19 protein-coding genes are annotated in these 17,523 nt (G+C 62.5%); all 19 read left to right on the top strand.

From position 1 onward, the window contains the following. The first annotated feature begins 36 nt into the window (after positions 1-36). Positions 37-543, top strand: a complete 507-nt coding sequence (locus tag KHU32_RS15590) for a hypothetical protein (RefSeq protein WP_213671081.1) — start codon at positions 37-39, stop codon at positions 541-543. Next, positions 533-946: a hypothetical protein gene (locus KHU32_RS15585; RefSeq protein ID WP_213671080.1), complete on the top strand. Its 414-nt coding sequence runs from the start codon at positions 533-535 to the stop codon at positions 944-946. The genes KHU32_RS15590 and KHU32_RS15585 overlap by 11 nt, the downstream gene beginning before the upstream one ends. A gap of 74 nt (positions 947-1,020) precedes the next feature. Continuing rightward, on the top strand, positions 1,021-3,141 hold the full coding sequence (locus KHU32_RS15580) for a PEP/pyruvate-binding domain-containing protein (RefSeq protein ID WP_213671079.1): 2,121 nt from the start codon (positions 1,021-1,023) through the stop codon (positions 3,139-3,141). A 306-nt stretch (positions 3,142-3,447) separates the two neighbouring features. Next, on the top strand, positions 3,448-3,825 hold the full coding sequence (locus KHU32_RS15575; protein WP_213671078.1) for a hypothetical protein: 378 nt from the start codon (positions 3,448-3,450) through the stop codon (positions 3,823-3,825). 75 nt (positions 3,826-3,900) lie between these two features. Next, positions 3,901-4,563 (top strand): protein-tyrosine phosphatase family protein, encoded by a 663-nt coding sequence (locus tag KHU32_RS15570; RefSeq protein WP_213671077.1) that lies wholly within the window; start codon positions 3,901-3,903, stop codon positions 4,561-4,563. 45 nt (positions 4,564-4,608) lie between these two features. Then, on the top strand, positions 4,609-5,646 hold the full coding sequence (locus KHU32_RS15565; protein ID WP_213671076.1) for a hypothetical protein: 1,038 nt from the start codon (positions 4,609-4,611) through the stop codon (positions 5,644-5,646). Positions 5,647-5,741: 95 nt separating this feature from the next. Next, a complete protein-coding gene (locus KHU32_RS15560; protein ID WP_213671075.1) occupies positions 5,742-6,530 on the top strand; it encodes a protein-tyrosine phosphatase family protein in 789 nt (262 codons plus the stop codon). Positions 6,531-6,598: 68 nt separating this feature from the next. Next, positions 6,599-7,495 carry a hypothetical protein gene (locus tag KHU32_RS15555; RefSeq protein ID WP_213671074.1) on the top strand — a complete coding sequence of 299 codons (897 nt, stop codon included), beginning with the start codon at positions 6,599-6,601 and terminating at the stop codon, positions 7,493-7,495. Further along, positions 7,496-7,741 (top strand): hypothetical protein, encoded by a 246-nt coding sequence (locus KHU32_RS15550; RefSeq protein WP_213671073.1) that lies wholly within the window; start codon positions 7,496-7,498, stop codon positions 7,739-7,741. After that, on the top strand, positions 7,738-8,142 hold the full coding sequence (locus KHU32_RS15545) for a hypothetical protein (RefSeq protein WP_213671072.1): 405 nt from the start codon (positions 7,738-7,740) through the stop codon (positions 8,140-8,142). Before KHU32_RS15550 ends, KHU32_RS15545 begins: the two co-directional genes overlap by 4 nt. A 5-nt stretch (positions 8,143-8,147) precedes the next feature. Further along, complete coding sequence (locus KHU32_RS15540; protein WP_213671071.1) at positions 8,148-10,511, top strand: DNA polymerase; 2,364 nt, start codon at positions 8,148-8,150, stop codon at positions 10,509-10,511. 107 nt (positions 10,512-10,618) lie between these two features. Beyond that, entirely contained in the window at positions 10,619-12,466 is a 1,848-nt protein-coding gene (locus KHU32_RS15535; RefSeq protein WP_213671070.1) for a phage portal family protein, read from the top strand. Positions 12,467-12,468: 2 nt separating this feature from the next. Then, the gene (locus KHU32_RS15530; protein ID WP_213671069.1) at positions 12,469-13,050 is read left to right on the top strand and encodes a hypothetical protein; all 582 of its coding nucleotides are present in this window, start codon (positions 12,469-12,471) and stop codon (positions 13,048-13,050) included. Continuing rightward, a complete protein-coding gene (locus KHU32_RS15525; protein WP_213671068.1) occupies positions 13,047-13,541 on the top strand; it encodes a hypothetical protein in 495 nt (164 codons plus the stop codon). The genes KHU32_RS15530 and KHU32_RS15525 overlap by 4 nt, the downstream gene beginning before the upstream one ends. Beyond that, positions 13,531-14,553 (top strand): hypothetical protein, encoded by a 1,023-nt coding sequence (locus KHU32_RS15520; protein WP_213671067.1) that lies wholly within the window; start codon positions 13,531-13,533, stop codon positions 14,551-14,553. Before KHU32_RS15525 ends, KHU32_RS15520 begins: the two co-directional genes overlap by 11 nt. A 69-nt stretch (positions 14,554-14,622) precedes the next feature. Beyond that, complete coding sequence (locus KHU32_RS15515; protein ID WP_213671066.1) at positions 14,623-15,234, top strand: XkdF-like putative serine protease domain-containing protein; 612 nt, start codon at positions 14,623-14,625, stop codon at positions 15,232-15,234. Continuing rightward, positions 15,221-16,000 carry a hypothetical protein gene (locus tag KHU32_RS15510; RefSeq protein ID WP_213671065.1) on the top strand — a complete coding sequence of 260 codons (780 nt, stop codon included), beginning with the start codon at positions 15,221-15,223 and terminating at the stop codon, positions 15,998-16,000. The genes KHU32_RS15515 and KHU32_RS15510 overlap by 14 nt, the downstream gene beginning before the upstream one ends. A gap of 21 nt (positions 16,001-16,021) precedes the next feature. Then, positions 16,022-17,005 carry a hypothetical protein gene (locus KHU32_RS15505; protein ID WP_213671064.1) on the top strand — a complete coding sequence of 328 codons (984 nt, stop codon included), beginning with the start codon at positions 16,022-16,024 and terminating at the stop codon, positions 17,003-17,005. Positions 17,006-17,065: 60 nt separating this feature from the next. After that, entirely contained in the window at positions 17,066-17,506 is a 441-nt protein-coding gene (locus KHU32_RS15500; RefSeq protein WP_213671063.1) for a hypothetical protein, read from the top strand. Positions 17,507-17,523: the final 17 nt, after the last annotated feature.

Below are 17,523 nucleotides of genomic sequence, written 5' to 3'. Positions count from 1 at the left end.
AACAGTATATGCCAAGTCAAGACCAAGGAGGGTCTTATGTCTGTCATAGACAAGAACACGCCTATAGTGGCGAATAAGCTGATCTACGCTCCCGCCAATGTAGACGCGGATGATCAGATCGTGGTCAATGGCGTGACCTATATCCCCGCCCCCAGCGAGATCGAAGTCCAGACCGTGCACGCGGTGGCCTTCAGACTCACTCCCACCGAGATGTTCTGGGTGCCCCGGCACAAATTGGTGATGATCAGCTTCCTCAACGGGGTGTCTGTCCTCGCCTATCCCGAGGTGTTTGGCGGCAAAATCGTCGCGATCAAGGCGGCGCCCAAGAAGGCGCATGACGACATGGTCGTCATCATCAAGGCCGAGACATCGGGGAAAACCACAATGGCGGTTCGTCTGCGCGTCGACGCGGGCAGCAACAAATCTGGAAAGGCGGAGGAGATCTGGTTTCCGGCTTACCTGTGCTCCCAGCTCGACGAAGGTTTCTGGTCCATCAAGGCGATAATTGCCGTCGAAAAGGGAATTCAAGCACATGTTGGTTAGTCATCCGCCGGCGGCTCTGCTCACGGCCTCTCTGACCCATGGGGCGATGTCCAATATCGGCATGGGCGTGGTGCGGTCCGACGTTCGGCATGCGATGAAAACTGCGTGGCAGGCTGAGTGCGCCAAAATCGACAAACCGATGGTCGCGATGCGCATTGAGCAGCTCACTCAGGCCGTCCATGCGCTGATCAGCGTCGGCGGCATTGAAAGCCCACGAGAGATTTTGGTTGCCTCCTGCCTTTTCGCGATCAAAATGGCGGAGGAAGGTTTCGTGCCCCTGGACAGCAATGTCTGCCTCACGGCCCTTGCCATCACGCAAGATGCGCAGGAAGACGTGCTTCGGGCCGAGACTCGACTAGCAGCAAGCCGTATGTTTGATATGTGGCACCGGTTTATGCATTGAATTCACTTAGAATTTTCCTGTACTAGCCCGATGGTATTTGTATAGTCCGAGACGAGGCCAAGGAGGGCCTTCAAATGAAACTCAGCACGACCCCCCAGATGCAAGCTTTCCCGATCGTGAAGTTCGGGATGGCGGGCTGCCCTGGCCTTAACAACGAGATTGACGCGACGGCGTTTCTCGGTGGCAAGGGCGCCAATTTGGTGCGGATGACCGAGCTGAACCTCCCCGTCCCCCCCGGCTTCACGCTCCCAACGCCCTGGTGCGCTCTGTACGAGACCGCCCCGGACGCAGTCCTCGACGAGGCGGTCGAGCTCGCCCTGGTGGCCTATGAAGAACTGAAAAGTCACTTCGGCTACGCCCCACTCGTCTCAGTCCGCTCCGGTGCCCCCGTGTCGATGCCGGGCATGATGGACACGATCCTGAACGTCGGCATGACGCAGGACAGTCTTCAGGAATGGACGAACCGCCTGGGGGGACGAACCGCCCTCGACAGCCGCCGGCGGCTGATCCAAATGCTGGGCCACACGGCCTACGGCGTCCCCTCCGAGGCCTTCGAGAAGATCCTGCAGAACGCCAAAGACCAAGCCGGCGTGAAGGAGGACAAAGAGCTCGACACGAACGCCTTGGTGGCGGTGTGTGCGGCCTACTGCCAGCTCTTCCAGGCGGTGACCCAGAAGCCTTTCCCCGAGACAATCGAAGAGCAGCTCAGGGCCTCCATCGGAGCGGTGTTCGGTTCCTGGCGCAACGAGCGCGCGGATGTGTACCGAAAGATGCAGGGCATTCCTGTGGAGATGGGCACGGCCGTTACGGTCCAGGCCATGGTGTTCGGTAACGCGAACGATGACAGCGGCTCTGGCGTCCTCTTCACACGTAACCCGTCAAACGGAGAGCCCGGGATTTTCGGTGAGTTCCTACCCAACGCGCAGGGCGAGGACGTTGTCGCTGGCGTCCGCACTCCTATGCCCTTCTTCGTGCTTCGCGAGATGTGGCCGGAGGTTGGTGACCAGATCGTGGCCGTCTGCACACGGCTTGAGGCCGTCTACCAAGATATGATGGACGTCGAATTTACTGTGCAAGATCGGGCTCTGTTCATGCTGCAGTGCCGGGTTGGAAAGCGGGCGTCCCTCGCCAAGTTCCGCATCGCCCACGACATGCACCAGGAGGGTCTGATCGACCTCAATTGCCTGGTGTCTCGCTTCGACGGCAAGGATTTCATAGAAGTCTCTCGGCCTTGCGTGGACCATTCGTTTAAGACGGAGCCCACATTTGTAGGCTTGGCGGGGTCGCCCGGCGTCGTGACCGGGGTAGCGGTAACGGATTCCAAGACAGCGATCACCCGCGCGAAAGCCGGCGAGGGCGTACTTCTCGTGAGGCACGAGACCGACCCCGACGATATCGGGGCCATGGACGCCTCAGTCGGCATCCTGACAAAAACCGGCGGCTCCACAAGCCATGCTGCGGTGGTCGCCCGGGCCATGAACAAGGCCTGTGTGGTCGGCTGCGAAGAGATCGACGTCTCCCTGCTGGAGGGGAAGAAGATCACGATTTGCGGGTCGACCGGTCGGGTATGGGTGGACGTGGACGTGCCGGTCCTGGGGGGCACGCTGACCCCGGAAACGGTAGCCGTGCTGGAGTGGGCGGCTCATTTGAAGGACGAGATGATCGTCATCTCCGATCTCCGCGATGGGGTGCCCAATGTGGCCTTCATCCTCTCCAGTATTGATAATTGGGGGGACGAGTCCTGGCTTGATGCGCAGGTTGCTATCCTGTCTAAAAGCACAGTTCCCCCAGGCAGCTTTTTTCGCCTCGAAAGCCCCAAATCATTAATGAACACGGACGACCTCCTTGTTGCCCGCATGGGTGGAGAGAACTTTCTCTCTAGTGATACTCCTTGGATTCCTGCTCAGCTCAAGAATCTGGGCTTGCCTATCCAAGCGAGCAACGGTCTGGTCGCGATGAAATTACTTGAGCAAGGCATCAATTCGATGGCCAGTCCGTCGACACTGGCTGGCCTGATGGAAGGTGGGGTCGTCGCTGTCTCCGCTGAGCTCGAGGCTGCTTTTGGCAGCGAAGAAGCCAAGGGGAGAATCCTTCGCTGGTGCCGATCGGAGTTCGGCACCGTCGTCGCATCCAACGGCCATTTGCTAGGCGTCGCCTTGCTTCACAAAAACCATTCTCGAGCCCGAGCGGCCTAAAAGGAATTTTCAGATGCCCCTAGTAATGACGTTGCGTCCTGGCGACGAGTTCTACGTCGGCGACACGAAGTTGTCGGTGCTTCGAATTGACGCGCCTCACCATGTCGTAATTCGCCGGGTGGGTGGCCAGGACTTCACGATAAACGACACCAGGGGCACCGAAGTTCTTCCCGATGTATTCATGGCGGTGGGAATGCGAACCCAGCCGGCCATGGCCAGGGTGACGATCGAAGCGCCAAGGAGCCTTCTCGTCCTACGCTCGGAGAAGTATTTGGCGGGCAAGAACCCGACTGACGGACCGACCCAATGAGCTACGACGTATTCCCGTTAGAGGTGCCAGAGCGCGTCAAGGAACAAGCCCGTGCTCTTGGCCTATACGGTAACCTAGATGTGCGCATCTCCCGCATGGCGAAGCAGGCGATGCCCTTCGGGGGCTCCGGGACGGGTTTACGTCGGTTCGATAGCTTCATTTTCAGGATCGACGACGGCGTTGTCGTCGAAATGAAGCTCTTCAAAAGAGAAGAGTGGGACCTCAAAAACAGCTACCAAGCGCGGCGAAATGCAAAGCGCCGCGAGAAATTAGCAGCCAAAATGCTGCAGCCGCTCCCGCGAGATGTAAAGAATTCCGAAGCCGAAGAAAATAGATCCGAAGCGGAACCTAACTCCCCCGAAAAGGCAGAATAGCGTTCTGAACCGCTTGACAATTACCTGCAAATCTTCAGCTTAACTCGTATCACACAGCCAAGGAGGGCTGGACATATGGCCAAGAAAGACCCCGCCGAGTTCACTGCGCAGAGCTTCGGTAGCTCGCCTGAACGCTTCTCGAAGCAGAAGCCCAAGATCAATGGGTCACTTACGATCCCGGTCGATGGGCACGATGTGACGATCTTCGGCGGACCTTTCGATGCCTGCCCCAAGAAGGCCTACAGCGTCTGCCTCGAGGTCCACAGCGCCTTGGCGGACTCCGCTACCATCCTTCTCCATGCGCCCGATTTTGGCACTCCCGATCCCCAGGAGACGCGCGATGCGATGCGTCAGCTCTGGGAGGCCATGCGGGAGGCACCGAACTCAGTCTACTACGTCGGCTGCATGGCCGGCCAAGGCCGCACCGGCTTGTTCCTGGCGCTTATGGCTCGGCTGGCTGGGATCGAGGACCCCGTCGGCTACGTGCGCCGGGAATACTATCGGGCCGCCGTCGAGACTCCCACCCAACAGAAGTTCGTTCGTGACCTCGATCTTACTGGTCTGATCGCACCGAGACGCATCGTCGCTGGGGCCATCTCGGCCGGCCGGATCACTGCCGACCCGGTCACCGTTGACCAGGAACAGGCCGTCGCTGCTGCTCCCGTGCACCCGGGTGCACACTCGATTTTCTCGTTCTGGCCGCGCTTCTTCCGAACTCTCTTCTTGCCTGGCAGGTAGGCTCAACTACGAAAAGTACCGCACTGAAAGACCAAGGAGGGTCTGATGAAGCCGAGCCTGCTCGCACCCAAGAATACGCTCGCCTACCAGTTGGCCAGGCCCCTATGCCGAGCGAACGACATTTCTTCGGTGCCCTGCTCCGAAACGGGGAAGGTCTTCAAAGCCTTCTTCGCCAAGGACACGAACCCGGGGGCGGTCCCGGAAGAAAGCGCCATCACCTTCTACCTGCTCCAGCACGCGGTTGGTGACCTCCGGAAGAAGTTCCACATGCTGGAGCCTCTTCCGATCGATGCGCTGAAGCTTATCGAGACCTATCATGCAGAGGCCTGCGCCTTGGCCGAGAGGTCGTTCGTTTATCTGCTCATCATCTGCACCCGTGAGATGCGGCATCTGAAGAGCTCGGCAAAGACCAAGGCGCTCGTAGCCGGCCTCTACGGGCAGCAGGCATCCGACTACCTCTGCAGCATCCCTGACGATGCTACCACGGCCATGAAGACGTTCCCGAACGCGCCCCCGAACAGCACCTTGGGAGCCTACTGCCAGGCCCTCTGCTACGGCTTCCACAAAGGGTCCTGGGGCGGTGGCTACGGCGGGAAGGCCTGGGGCTCGATCGCGGACTGCATGAAGTCCTACGTGTTCGGCGAGTACACGCCGGAGGTCATGCTCGATGTGTCCTTCACGCTCTCGCACAACAACGGCCCTATCTACAACAAGGGCATGAACTTCGGGATGTACGGGAGCTATTTCCTCTGGGTTCTCGACGTACAGCGCTCGGGTCAAATCCCGCAGATGGTCCACCAGTCCCACGAAGTTGGTATGGGGAAGTACGTCACTGACGCGCACCGCGCCTGGCTGCAAACCCTCTGGGAGCTTTGCCCCCCGGATCACCAGGAACTCGACTACCCGAAAATCCAGGCCCTTGGCGGCAAAGGTGCGATTGCGCCGAGCAAGCCGAAGTCGGCGAAGCCTCCTCCCCCGCCGGTCGCGCAGAAGCTCCCCCCTGGCGCCGAAGCCTGGCTCGGCACGGTTCAGATCATGCCCAAGGTGATTCTGAAAACCCTCAAGATGCAGAGGGCGGCGTGATGCCCGTGCACGTCTACACATGCGTCTTCGCCGAGAGAGACATCGTCGTCGAAGAACTTAGGGCCGGATCTACGGCAAAAGCGAAGGCACACGCCATGAGCAAGGCGAGCAAAAAGGGCCACAAGCCCGGAGATGAGCAGGGAAACCTTCTCGACACTGCCTACGACTATGTGGGCGATGATTCGCCTTGGTACGACACCGCGCCGACCGGCAACCAGACCGTCTCCAGCCAGAGCTCGTCCAAGACCTATCGTGCCTGCTACGAGGACCACCCCCCTCTTACCTTCCCCGACGGACGCAAGATCTGGGGGGGCTCATGCACCCACCCGGTGATCAAGGACGCAGACGTCTACATCGGCCTCGACAGCGGCATGAAGGCCACGAACCGGTCGCTCCCTTGGGAGCCGGGCGACGAGGTCTATTTCCCGATCCAAGACATGCAGATTCCCATCAATCTGTCGTCCTTCACGAAGATGGTGGATTGGACCTACGCGCAGCTTCAGGCCGGGCGGAAGGTTCATGTGGGCTGCATCGGGGGACATGGGCGCACCGGCATGCTCTTAGCCGCCCTGGCGGGCCGCTGTTACAAGATAGACGACCCAATCGCCTTCGTTCGAAAGAACTACTGCAAGAAGGCGGTCGAAACGACCGGGCAGATAGAGTTTCTGGTGAAGCATTTCGGGGCCAAGGCGGCTTCTGCAACCAAGACGACTCAGACCTTCTCCAAGGGGGCCACAGGTAATTCGGGATGGCCTGTGGGCAAGGGCGGAAAGGGCGGTAAGAGTCCGCCGACTGCCAGCGGAACGTCCTTCGGGTCGGTGAATCCGGTCGTCAATTCAAAGACCTACGTCTTCGGCATGAAGGCTTGGCAAGGCACGAAATAACCCTAATTTTCACTTGCCATGGCACAGTAATCTGCCAGTAAAGACGCAGTAGAACCAAGGAGGGTTCGATGCCAGTTATGTACCCCATCAACGGGGCGCTATTCCTCGAGGCGATTGGCTTCCCGTCGATGAAGACCCTGCACAATGCAGGTGTCAGCTTCGAGCAGACCGCTCACAAGTTCACCGTCAAGTTCCCCGACAAGGATCGCATCTCGCTTGCGTGTGGTCCGGCCTTTTCCAAGGCCGCGATCGAGCAGACGCTGACTGAGCACACGATCCTCCTGCACGCTGCGGCACTCAAGCAGTTCGTGGCCGATCTGACGGACAAGCTGAGCACGCTCTTCCCGATAAGCCACCTGCCTGGCGATGCGACCTCGCCCCCGATGACGAACGCCCTCCCCGAGGAAGTTTCGGCAGCCCATCCCGTCTTCGCCGAAGAAGACCTGATGGGGATCATCACCGCCGCTGCGCCGGTCAAGACTTCGTCCGACACTCCGGCGCTTGATATGCTTGCCGGCCCCAAGCCCAAGAAGTCGAAGAAGCCCCCTGCCCTCGAAGAGCTGGGCATTTCGGTGATGGAGCTCACCGATCTTGAAATGAAGACCATGACGACGGTTCCGCTGAGGCAGGCGACGCGGATGTATCAGCCGGTGTCCGGGACGGATGGGCACAGCCGCTACCACGTGGTCGCGTTATCGCCCGCCGTGAATGTCGCGGCTCGTTACCATAACGGCGCACTCTCGATCCGCGTCGAGGGGCCCGGTTTGGGTGAGCTGACGAGCGGTCTGAGCGCCAACGGGTTCACCCCGAAGAGCGGGGGCGGCAAGCCCTACGCCTCCATCCACATGGCCGTGAGCGACGAGAACCTGATGCACAAGTCGTTGGGCGCCCTACTGCTCGGCCTTGGAGTGCCATTCAAGTCGCCGATGCCTCATGCGAAGCGCCTGGTCGGGGTGGGAAGCTAAATGCAGCTCACCAGCATCGCCACGCTACTCGCGCTCAAGGCCGGGACGACCTTCGAGGCCGGACGCCCCCTCCCCTTGGTAACCGATGAGCCGATCGCCTTCGTGGTCACCAAGGTGGACGACGAGAAGAAGCTCGTCCTGGTCGACGCATATCTTTTCGGCATTTGGTTGGGTCGCTGGAAGGGTGACTCGGCCGGAAGCACCGGCATTCGCTGGACTCACCTGAATGAGGTCATGGCACCATGAGTTTCCTGACCCGCGCGGAGGTGTGCGACGCCTTTGGCCTGACGATTCAGTACGGCACATACCCGGCCAAAACGACTGGCGGCGGCAGGACGGACCTCGACCTGGGGCTGTTCAGGTTCCCCGCTCGCCTCGATGTCTGGGATTCGGTCACCGAGGCGACGAAGGACCGGATCACGCTCCTCCTGGCAGGCCCCGGAAATCTGGGCCTCTTGATCGTCAACGGTGAGTCAGGCGGCATGGTCCTGTCGCTTCTCGACCGCAGCACCCTGCCAAAACGAGGCCAAGCCGTATTCACTGACGCTGGCGCAAAGACGGTGGAAGAATGCGTCAAGGCCATCCTGCCCTCCGTCCGGGCGACCTTCGAACGGGATAACCGAGGCGTCTGGGCAGCGGTGGCGTAGGGCGCATGATTCATTTCTGGACGGCTGCACACGGAAAGGCGCTTCAGGCGCACCTTCCACCCATCATGCGGCGCATCGGGTCACCGAAGCACCTGTGCCATAGTCTCAGCCCGCACGTGCCCATACGTTACGTCCCCCCACCCGGGGACGTGGTGCTGGCGATGGGCAAGGATGCCCTCAAGGTGCTGCAAGTCGACGGCATCGCCCCGAAGGGCCGCACCGTCAGCAGCCTTCGTGAGCGGCTGTTTCAGGCTCACCCGGGCGAGGGCCACTACCTGTTGAGCCACGAGCCCGGCGTCTCCGACTTCGATCCCGCCCTGGGGGTTGAGGTCGAGTGGGACGTTATGCTTTCGCATCGCTTCGACACGACCGGCTCGCTCCTGCCGAAGATGGGCATTTACCGCTGGGTCCAATGCTTCGCCGAGACGATCCAGTGGGTGAAGGACCGCTTCGCCGAGACAGGCAAACCGGCCCCCCTAGCCTTCGACTGCGAGACCCTCGGGCTCTCGCCTTTCATCGCCGGCGGCAAGATCCTGTCAGTCGGCTTTACGCGCGTGGCGGGCCAGGGCGACGCGGTGTTCGTGAAGGACATCGCCACGGGCGAGCAGGCCTCGTTGATCCTCCAGCAGCTCACATGGCTCCTGTCCACGCCGATGGTCCGGCTGCGTGGCGCCAACGCGAAGTTCGATCTTCTTTGGCTCAAGGTCGCTTGGAAGATCTCGTGCACGAATCTGTCGTTCGACACGCTGCTGGCCGGCTCGCTGTTGAATGAAAACCGGTCGAACAGCCTCGAGACGCACACGAAGGTCTACGTCTCGGAGCTCGGCGGCTACGACGCGGAGTTCAACCGCACGACGGACAAGTCGCGCATGGACCTGGTGTCGAAGGAGAAGCTCCTGCCCTACATGGGCGGCGATACCGACGCGACCTACCGGGTGGCCGAGAAGATGATCCCGGAGCTGCTGGCCCAGCCGGTGCTCTTGAACTTCTACACGAAGGTGCTTCTGCCGGCCTCGCACACGTTCATGGCCATGGAGGAGGAGGGCATCCTCGTCGACCAGGAGGCCTACGCGCTCCTGAAATCTGACCTGGAGAAGGAGATCGCCAGTCTTGAGGCCGCCGCGCTCGACCTCCTCCCCTACCGGATCAAGGCCAAGTACAGTGACAATCTGAAGCTCACGCGCCCCGCCATCATGCGTGACTACTTCTTCTCCCCGCTGGGCCTGAACCTGAAGCCCATCATCCTCACGGGCGGCGGCAAGGACGGACAGGGCAAGCAGGAGCCCTCGACCGCGAAGTCACACCTGGAGATGTTCGCGCACGTCCCCGAGGCCGAGCGTATCTGCGCCATCCTCGCCGAGCTGAATATCGCTCGCAAAGCCCTCTCGACCTACGTGATAGGCTTCCTCAAGCATCTGCGGGCGGACGGTAAGTTCCACGGCACCTTCAGCCTGCACGCCGGCCGGGTGTTCGACGATGAAGACGACGACGGCGGGACGGCGACGGGGCGTCTTGCCTGCACGGCGCCAGCGCTGCAGACGATCCCGAAGCACAACAAATGGGCCAAGCGTATCCGCGCATGTCTGATCGCGCCGCCCGGCTACCTGCTGGTTGCCGACGACTATGAGCAGGGCGAACTCAAACTGGTTGCCTGCTTCGCCGAAGAGACGGCAATGCTCGCGGCCTACGCCCAGGGCGTCGACCTGCACAGCAAGACGGCCGCCGGCATCGCCGGGGTAGACGTGGCGGTCTTCCTGACCTGGGTAGATTCGCAGCCCGATGTCTTCGACAGCTTCCGCAAGCGCGGTAAGATCTCGAACTTCGGGCTGGTCTACGGCATGTCGGCCGAAGGGTTCCAGGCCTTCGCCTGGCAGCAGTCGCGCCTGCGGCTGTCGCTGCAGGAGGCGGAGGAGCAGCGGAACGCTTTCTTTGCGACGTACCCGGGCCTGCTCGCCTGGTACAAGGCGAAGGTCGCCCAGGTGAAGCGGGACGGGTTCGTGCAGTCGCCCCTCGGCCGCCGACGACACCTGCCCCAGATCTACAGCCCGCTGTCAAACGTGCGGAACGCGGCCGAGCGCCAGGCCATCAACGCCGAGCCGCAGAGCACGCTCTCGGACATGCTGGTGCTGGCCGTCACCGCCGCCCGACTCACCATCCCCCACTACACCCCCGTCGCGACCATCCACGACCAGTCCATCGCCGTGGTGAAGGAGGATCACGCCCTGGATGTGGCCAAGAAGATGACCGACTTGATGGCCAGTCTGCCGTTCGAGAAGGATTTCGGGTGGAAGCCGCAGCTCGTCTTCACGGCCGACGCTGAGATCGGTCAGACCCTGGGCACCATGAAGAAGATGAAGTTCGCAGCCTGACCGGCACTGCGGTTGCAGAAGCCGGCCAGGCCTCCAAGGCAGCGGCCAAAGGCCATACCTAAGGGGCCAGAGAGGGGCTCGTGCACCCGGGTGCACAGGAGAACCCCGTGGCCGAAGCGTCTGTCGACGAGAGCAAACTGAAGGTCACCCTCGTTGGCGCAGCCAGTGGGTCGACGTCTGCGATCACTCCCCGTGCCCTCGAGGTCGAGGACGAATTCCGAGAGTTCTATTCCGGGGAAGGAACACCCACAGGGGCAAGCCTCTCGCTGCTTGCCCCACCCTACCCACCCACGACCTTGGAGCGCCTGGTGCAGGCGAACCCCTCTCTCGGGCCGTGCATTGATTCAATGGAGACCAACGTCGACGGGACTGGTCACGTCATTGAGTTCGAGAAGGGTGATGACGGCGAGAAGGAAACCGACGGTTCAGTCGGCGGGGCTGACCCCGACAAAGAGGAGGCCGCTGAACATCAGGGCCACATTCAACGGGCGAAGAGCTTCTTCGAAGAGACATGGCCGGGAGAGTCCTTCCTCTCTCTCCGCAAGAAGGTCCGCCGCGACCTAGAGAACACCGGCAACGGCTACATGGAGTGCTTGTCCAACGTGAAGGGCGAGCTGGTGTTCATGCGCCATGCGCCATCGCGCAACATCCGCCTGCTGCGGCTAGATGCCCCCGTTCTGGCGCCTGTTAAAATCGAGCGCAACGGCGTCGAAGTAACGATGAGCACCTACATACGGGAGCGGCGCTTCGCCCAGATTGTCGCTGGGAAGCTACTCTATTTCCGTGAGTTCGGCGCCACCCGGCACCTCAACTGTGAAACCGGTATGTGGGAGACGGCCGAGGCCCCCGTACCGCTCGATAAGCGCGCGACGGAGATCCTCCATTTCAAACTGAACCCGGATGCAGGGTCGCCCTATGGCGTGCCCCGTTGGGAGGGTCAGATCCCGTCGGTGATCGGTCAGCGCCGGGCCGAGGAGCACAACCTCGAGTTCTTCGACAGCGGCGGCATGCCCCCGATCCTCCTGATCGTTGGAGGCGGCATCGCGACTGAGGAAACTCGGGCCGCTCTTGAGCAGAAGTTCGCGCCGAAGCAAGGCGGCCAACACCGTGCCGCTATCGTGGAAGTGCAGTCCGCCGGCGGCTCGCTGGACAAGGCCAGCGGCGTCGACATCAAGGTCGAACGTTTTGGCGCCGACCAACAGAAGGACGGCATGTTCCAGAGCTACGACGTCGCCTGCGAGAAAAAGATCCGGCGCTCGTTCCGTCTGTCTGGAATGTTCACGGGTGACTACGAAGGCGTGTCCTTCGCCACTGCCTATGCCGCCGTTCTGCTCGCCGAGAGCCAGGTTTTCCGGCCTGAACGGGACGAGTTCGACAACGTCATCACTCGACGGGTGCTCCCCCGCCTCAACGTGAAGTGCTGCGTCTTCCGCTCAAAGCCCATGGCCGTGGTGGACACTGCGACCAAGATGGCCGGCCTCCAGCTCGCCATGGCCACACAGCGCGTCGACCTCGCCGAAGTAGTGACGAACGTCAATGAGATCGCGGCCCTCAACCTCACCGTGGTTGCGGCTCCTGAACCGCCGCCACCTCAAACCCTCGAGGTGAGTGGCGATGCCACAGACGAAGCTCAGAACAGCTCCCCGCCCGGCAACCCAAGATTGGCAGTGGCCCCTGAAAGCAGTGGCCTTCAGCCGAAGCCCGTCTCAAAGCACGACACGCCGATAGGCGTGCTGGGCCTCGCCGACGAGGTGATGATTGGGCTCCGACGACGAGATTATGTCGGGCTCACCAAGACCATTACTGCCGCCGAAAGCCTGTCCGAGGGCAATAAGGCGAAGCTCCGGGCGGCCCTGGCCGTGCGCCAGTACATGGACCCGTCCATCGACCCGGAGGGCACCAGCCTCCTTGCCGGCTGCACCATCGCTGCAATGCGCACAGCAGGAGAAGCCTGATCGTGACCTACTTCACCCGACGGACCAGTCTCCTCCTCAAGGACGATGATCAGCCCCGAGACGGGATAGGGCGCTTCGCGGCGAAAGCATCTGGCCTCGTTGGGGGAGTCATCTCGCACTTCACGACCAAGGAGCGAGCCGCCTCGATCGAGGCCGGTACGCATGATTTATCGCGAAGCAGTGCCAGATCGTGGCAGGGGGCGGGCCTCTACTTCTTCCCAGGCGAGGGTCCGGAGAAGGCGGACTTCGGTGAGGTGAAGCTGACAGCGGAACACGCCATCAAGGCCCCTTTCGTGGGGACCACCACCGAAGTCGAGGCCAAGGTCTCGAAGCTGAAGGCGAAGCTCGTGCCACCGATCTTCAATCTGCCTGGTGGCCTCACCGTCCCGGGCCTGGATGGGCAGCCCCTGCGGCTGTGGAACGAGGAGCAGACGGAGAACGCGGCCCTTCGAGAGGCGTGGATGGCCGAAGGCTACGACAGCCTGGTCGAGACCGACGCGGCCTCGGGCAAGGCGCTCGTCGTCGCAATTTTCAACCAGACGGCTCTCGGGAAGGTCTTCCGAAAGTCAGGGGGCACATCATGAACCACTTCCTCTTCCGGAAGTCCGAGCCGCGCCCGCTCTACGTTAGCCGCCGGCTACTCAACGCCTATGACCTGATCAAGTGGGCGAAGGAGAACGGTTTCGAGAAGACCGTCCCCCAGGAGGAGATGCACGTCACCTGCTGCTACTCCAAGACGCCGATCGATTGGTTCGCCGTGGACCCGGATTGGAATGGCTATGCCTATGTTGAGGCGGGCGGCGCTCGTATGGTCGAGATACTCGGCGACAAGGGGGCTCGAGTGCTGCGCTTCCAGAGCGAAGGCCTCCAATGGCGTTTCGAGGCCTTCCGGAACGCCGGCGCGTCCTGGGACCATGAGACCTACCAGCCCCATGTGACCCTCAGCTACGAAAGCGGACCCGCCGATCTCGCCAGCCTGACCGCATATTCCGGTCCTCTCGAATTCGGCCCCGAAATCTTCGCGCCCATCTCGAACAACTACCAGGCCACTCTGGTCGAGAAGCGTGAGGCCTAAGCTCCAGACCTACGTCGCGGTCGAGACCTCGTTCGCTGCCGCCATCGGTGCTGCTGTCCAGCCCGATCTCCAAGCGGTAGCAGACGAGGCTGCGAGCCACGCACACCCCGAGAACGCCCTCGGTGTCCTCGATAAATGGGCGCCACCGGTGTTCTCCCAGGAGACCCGTGCCAAGCTCGGCGAACTCGCCGTGTCGGCCATCCTCTTCGGGGCCTCCCGCATGGGCCCGATACAGGAGAGCCGCTACATGCAGGCTCTGCCGCATCTCCAGATCAAGACTGCGATCCACCAGGCCGAGATGATGGCCACGCGCTCGATGCGCAAATTGCTGGTGAAGCAGGTGACGTCCTTCGCCATCGCCTATCGAGCTGGAGCCCCCCTGCCCGAAGGTACGCCCGGCCTGATCAAGGGAGACCTCTGCTGCTCCCCCAAGGGGCTGCTTAAGGCCGACGATCCTTATGCCGATATGGCCGACGCGATGAACGCCGTCGTTATGGGGACTGGTCGGGCGATGAAGGATATCGCCGCCAATCTGACCACCAGCCGGCTCGTTGCATTTGGGGCGCTGGGGGAGGCAGAGGCGCGCAACCAAACGCACTACCAGATCGACTCAACGCTGGACGACCGCATCTGCCCGATATGCGCCCACATGAACGGCAGGCGTTTTCCCGTGCGGGACACGCTGGGAAAGGTCGAGCGTTTGCTCCTGCTCGATGATCCCGAGGATCTGAAGTCGGCCGCTCCGTTTCCACGCCAGAACAAGGCCGGCATCGCGGAGTTCGAGAGCCTAGAAAATCAGGAACTGATAGCTCGGGGGTGGAATCTACCGCCCTGGCACCCGGGCTGCCGCTGCTTGATCGTGGCCGATGGTGACGCCAAAGCCGCCCCGCCTGCTGTGCCTCCCGCAGGAAATAACGACGGACTGCAGTCGTTTACGGTCCACGATTCCGAGGCCGAGAGCTTCTGGTCGAAACTCGCCGAGATACTCAAGAAGAACCCGCCGGCGCCGTAGCGGCTCACATCCACTACCGGCTCAGATTTGTGCACCCGGGTGCACGGAAAATCTCGTCATTTTCCCCGCATGAGCCAGACCGAAAATCCAGTCGCGCGAGAGGTGGCCGTCAAGAAGGCCGATGCCGTGCTGCGCCTGGTCTATGGCGAGGTCTACGCACCCGGCGTCCCCGACAGCCAGGGCGACGTCATGACGGCGGAAGAGATCCGCAAGATGGCGCACGGCTTCGTCAGCGCCGGCCTCGTGAACGCCATCGACGAAGAGCACAACCAGACCGAGTCCGGGACGGTCGTTGTCGAGAGCTTCATTGCTCGGAAGGGCGACCCCGACTTCATCGAGGGCGCCTGGGTCTTGGGTGTACGTTGCCCGCAGGATGTCTGGGAGCGTGTCGAGAAGGGTGAGCTGAATGGCTTCTCCTTCGATGGGTTCGGCGAGCGGCACCCGACGATCGTGACCATGGACATTCCCGACCGACTCAGTGGCCAGACCACCAAGAACCACGAGCATGAGCACACCTTCGTCGTGAAGTACGACAAGGACGGCGTGTTCCTTGGCGGTCAGACCGATGAGGTCGACGGCCACTGGCACATCATCAAGCGCGGCACGGTGACTGAGACATCTGGCGCCGCCCCGCACGCCCACCGCTTCAGCTTCGTGGAGGCCATCAGTGCCAACCATTGACGTCCCCGCGACCGAGTTGCGCGGCGTGAAGCTCAGCTTCGTCAGCCTCGTGAAGCGCGGTGCGAGCCGACTGCCCTTCCGGATCACCAAAGGAGACACCCAGATGGGAATCGACCTCAGCACCTCGCTTCGTAAGCAGGAGGACGCCCGCGCTGTCGTGACGGCGGAGGCCGCCCAGAAGGCGGAGGCCCTCCAGAAATCGATCGAGGATGCGACCGCTCTCATGGAGAGCCAGGGCTTCACCGTCACGAAGAAGGCCGAGCCGCCGTCCGATGGCGGTGCTGCCGCCCGCGCCGAGGAAGAGGCCCGCCTTGCCGCGCTGTCCAAGGACGACGGCAAGGACGGCGAGAAGACCGCCGAGGAACTCGCCGCCGAAGAGGCCAAGGCCGCCGAAGACAAGAAGGCCGAAGAGGATGCCGAGGCCGAAGAGGATGCCGAGGCCGAACGGGTCGCCGACGAAGCGAAGAAGGCCGAGGAGCCGGCTGCAAAGCCCGAAGGCCTGACCAAGGCCGATCTGGAGACTTCCCTCGCCGCCGCGATCGCGGCCGCCATCCAACCCCTCTCCGCTCAGTTCGGCGAGATGGGGAACAAGCTTTCGGACCTCGGCGATCGTCTCGCCAAGGCCGAGACCGCCGTGAGCAAGCAGGATGCCGCCATCTCTGGCTTCGTCCCCGGGCACGCGAACGGAGACCCCGCCTCCCGCACGCTGAAGAGCGAGTCGGGTTCCTCCCTGCCCCCCATCGACACCGCCTACGCGCGCGTCTGACCAAGAAGGACTTCGCACATCATGCCGAGCAATCAGGAACTGCTGCGTAAGGCCGACATGGCCATCGCGGACCTCGCCTCCAACGGCGGCACCCTGCTCCCCGAGCAGGGCAACTCCTTCATCCGGAAGCTGATCAAGGAGCCGACGATCCTGCGCCAGGCGCGCGTGGTCGAGATGCTCTCGCCCAGCCGCAAGATCAACAAGATCGGCTTCGGCACGCGCATCCTGCGCGCGGCACAATCCAGCGTCGCCCTGACGCAGGCCCAGCGTGCCAAGGCGACGACCAGCCAGATCGAGCTGAACACGAAGGAGGTCATCGCCGAGGTCCGGCTGCCCTACGACGTGCTCGAGGACAACATCGAGCGCGCCACCTCCGCGACCAACGATCCGGTCAACGCGGCCTCGCGCGGCGGTCTGCAGGACACGCTGCTCTCGATGATCGCCGAGCGCACCGCGACTGATCTGGAAGAGCTCGCCCTCCTCTCCAGCACGTCCTACACGTCGGCAGACGCCGACGACCAAGCCTACATGACGCTCTTCGACGGCTACCTGAAGAACGCGGCCGGCCCGGGTGGCCACATCTACGATCACGCTGGCGCCGGCGTGACGAAGGAGCTGTTCCGCAACATCAAGATGCAGCTCCCGATCCCGTATCTGCGGAACCTGCCGCTGATGCGCTACTTCACCTCGGTGAACGCCGAGACGATGTGGCGCGACAGCCTGGCCAACCGTGGCACGGCGCTGGGTGACGCCACGCTGACGGGCTCCTCGCCCGTTCCGGCCTACGGCGTCCCCGTGGAGGCCGTCCACATGATGCCCGACCCGAAGGTGCTGCTGACCAACCCGCAGAACCTGATCTTCGGCATCCAGCGGAAGGTGTCGATGGAGTTCGACAAGAACATCTCCGAGCGCGTCTACATCATGGTCGTGACCTGCCGTGTGGCGGTCCAGATCGAGGAGCTCGACGCGACCGCCTACGGCTACGGCGTCGAAGTCAACGGCTGAGCCGACTGAGGTCGGGCTTCGGCCCGGCCTCTTCCCCCACTCCAGACGGAGCCACCTCCAATGCCCATCGCGTACCTGACCGCCGCCGCCACCTTCGCCCGTGGCCATATGATCTGGGCCAATGGGCCGGCCAAGGAAGGCCCGCGCGGGGTGTTCACCTCGCCCACCGGTGAGCCGGCCGTGGGCCGTGTCGTCGACGAGAAGCTGGCGGAAGAGCTCGAACTCTCCGGCTACTTCACCATTGCGGCCGAGCCGATCAACGCCCCGCGTCCCGCTGTCTTCGAGCCTGTCTCCGAGCCGGCCCCCGCCGCTCCGGCCCCCGAATCCACCGCTTCGGCCACCATCGCCGTGCCGGAGGCGCCGACGCCCCCCGTCGCTCTGCCCCCCGTCGCCGAGCCGTCCCCGGCCACTCCTGGCAGTCGCGTGAAGATCATCAAGCCCCCCATCCCCGCCCCCGCCCCCGCTGAGGCCAAGGACGAAGACCCCGCCGTCCCGGTCTGAGGCCAGTCCGAACAAGA

Source organism: Roseococcus pinisoli, assembly GCF_018413645.1.
GTDB classification, from domain to species: Bacteria; Pseudomonadota; Alphaproteobacteria; order Acetobacterales; family Acetobacteraceae; genus Roseococcus; species Roseococcus pinisoli.
This window is presented reverse-complemented; position numbering and strand designations above follow the sequence as displayed.

Coding starts and splice junctions, on each gene's coding strand:
- KHU32_RS15590 (WP_213671081.1), top strand. CDS start 37: ATGTCTGTCATAGACAAGAACACGCCTATAGTGGCGAATAAGCTGATC.
- KHU32_RS15585 (WP_213671080.1), top strand. CDS start 533: ATGTTGGTTAGTCATCCGCCGGCGGCTCTGCTCACGGCCTCTCTGACC.
- KHU32_RS15580 (WP_213671079.1), top strand. CDS start 1,021: ATGAAACTCAGCACGACCCCCCAGATGCAAGCTTTCCCGATCGTGAAG.
- KHU32_RS15575 (WP_213671078.1), top strand. CDS start 3,448: ATGAGCTACGACGTATTCCCGTTAGAGGTGCCAGAGCGCGTCAAGGAA.
- KHU32_RS15570 (WP_213671077.1), top strand. CDS start 3,901: ATGGCCAAGAAAGACCCCGCCGAGTTCACTGCGCAGAGCTTCGGTAGC.
- KHU32_RS15565 (WP_213671076.1), top strand. CDS start 4,609: ATGAAGCCGAGCCTGCTCGCACCCAAGAATACGCTCGCCTACCAGTTG.
- KHU32_RS15560 (WP_213671075.1), top strand. CDS start 5,742: ATGAGCAAGGCGAGCAAAAAGGGCCACAAGCCCGGAGATGAGCAGGGA.
- KHU32_RS15555 (WP_213671074.1), top strand. CDS start 6,599: ATGCCAGTTATGTACCCCATCAACGGGGCGCTATTCCTCGAGGCGATT.
- KHU32_RS15550 (WP_213671073.1), top strand. CDS start 7,496: ATGCAGCTCACCAGCATCGCCACGCTACTCGCGCTCAAGGCCGGGACG.
- KHU32_RS15545 (WP_213671072.1), top strand. CDS start 7,738: ATGAGTTTCCTGACCCGCGCGGAGGTGTGCGACGCCTTTGGCCTGACG.
- KHU32_RS15540 (WP_213671071.1), top strand. CDS start 8,148: ATGATTCATTTCTGGACGGCTGCACACGGAAAGGCGCTTCAGGCGCAC.
- KHU32_RS15525 (WP_213671068.1), top strand. CDS start 13,047: ATGAACCACTTCCTCTTCCGGAAGTCCGAGCCGCGCCCGCTCTACGTT.
- KHU32_RS15515 (WP_213671066.1), top strand. CDS start 14,623: ATGAGCCAGACCGAAAATCCAGTCGCGCGAGAGGTGGCCGTCAAGAAG.
- KHU32_RS15505 (WP_213671064.1), top strand. CDS start 16,022: ATGCCGAGCAATCAGGAACTGCTGCGTAAGGCCGACATGGCCATCGCG.
- KHU32_RS15500 (WP_213671063.1), top strand. CDS start 17,066: ATGCCCATCGCGTACCTGACCGCCGCCGCCACCTTCGCCCGTGGCCAT.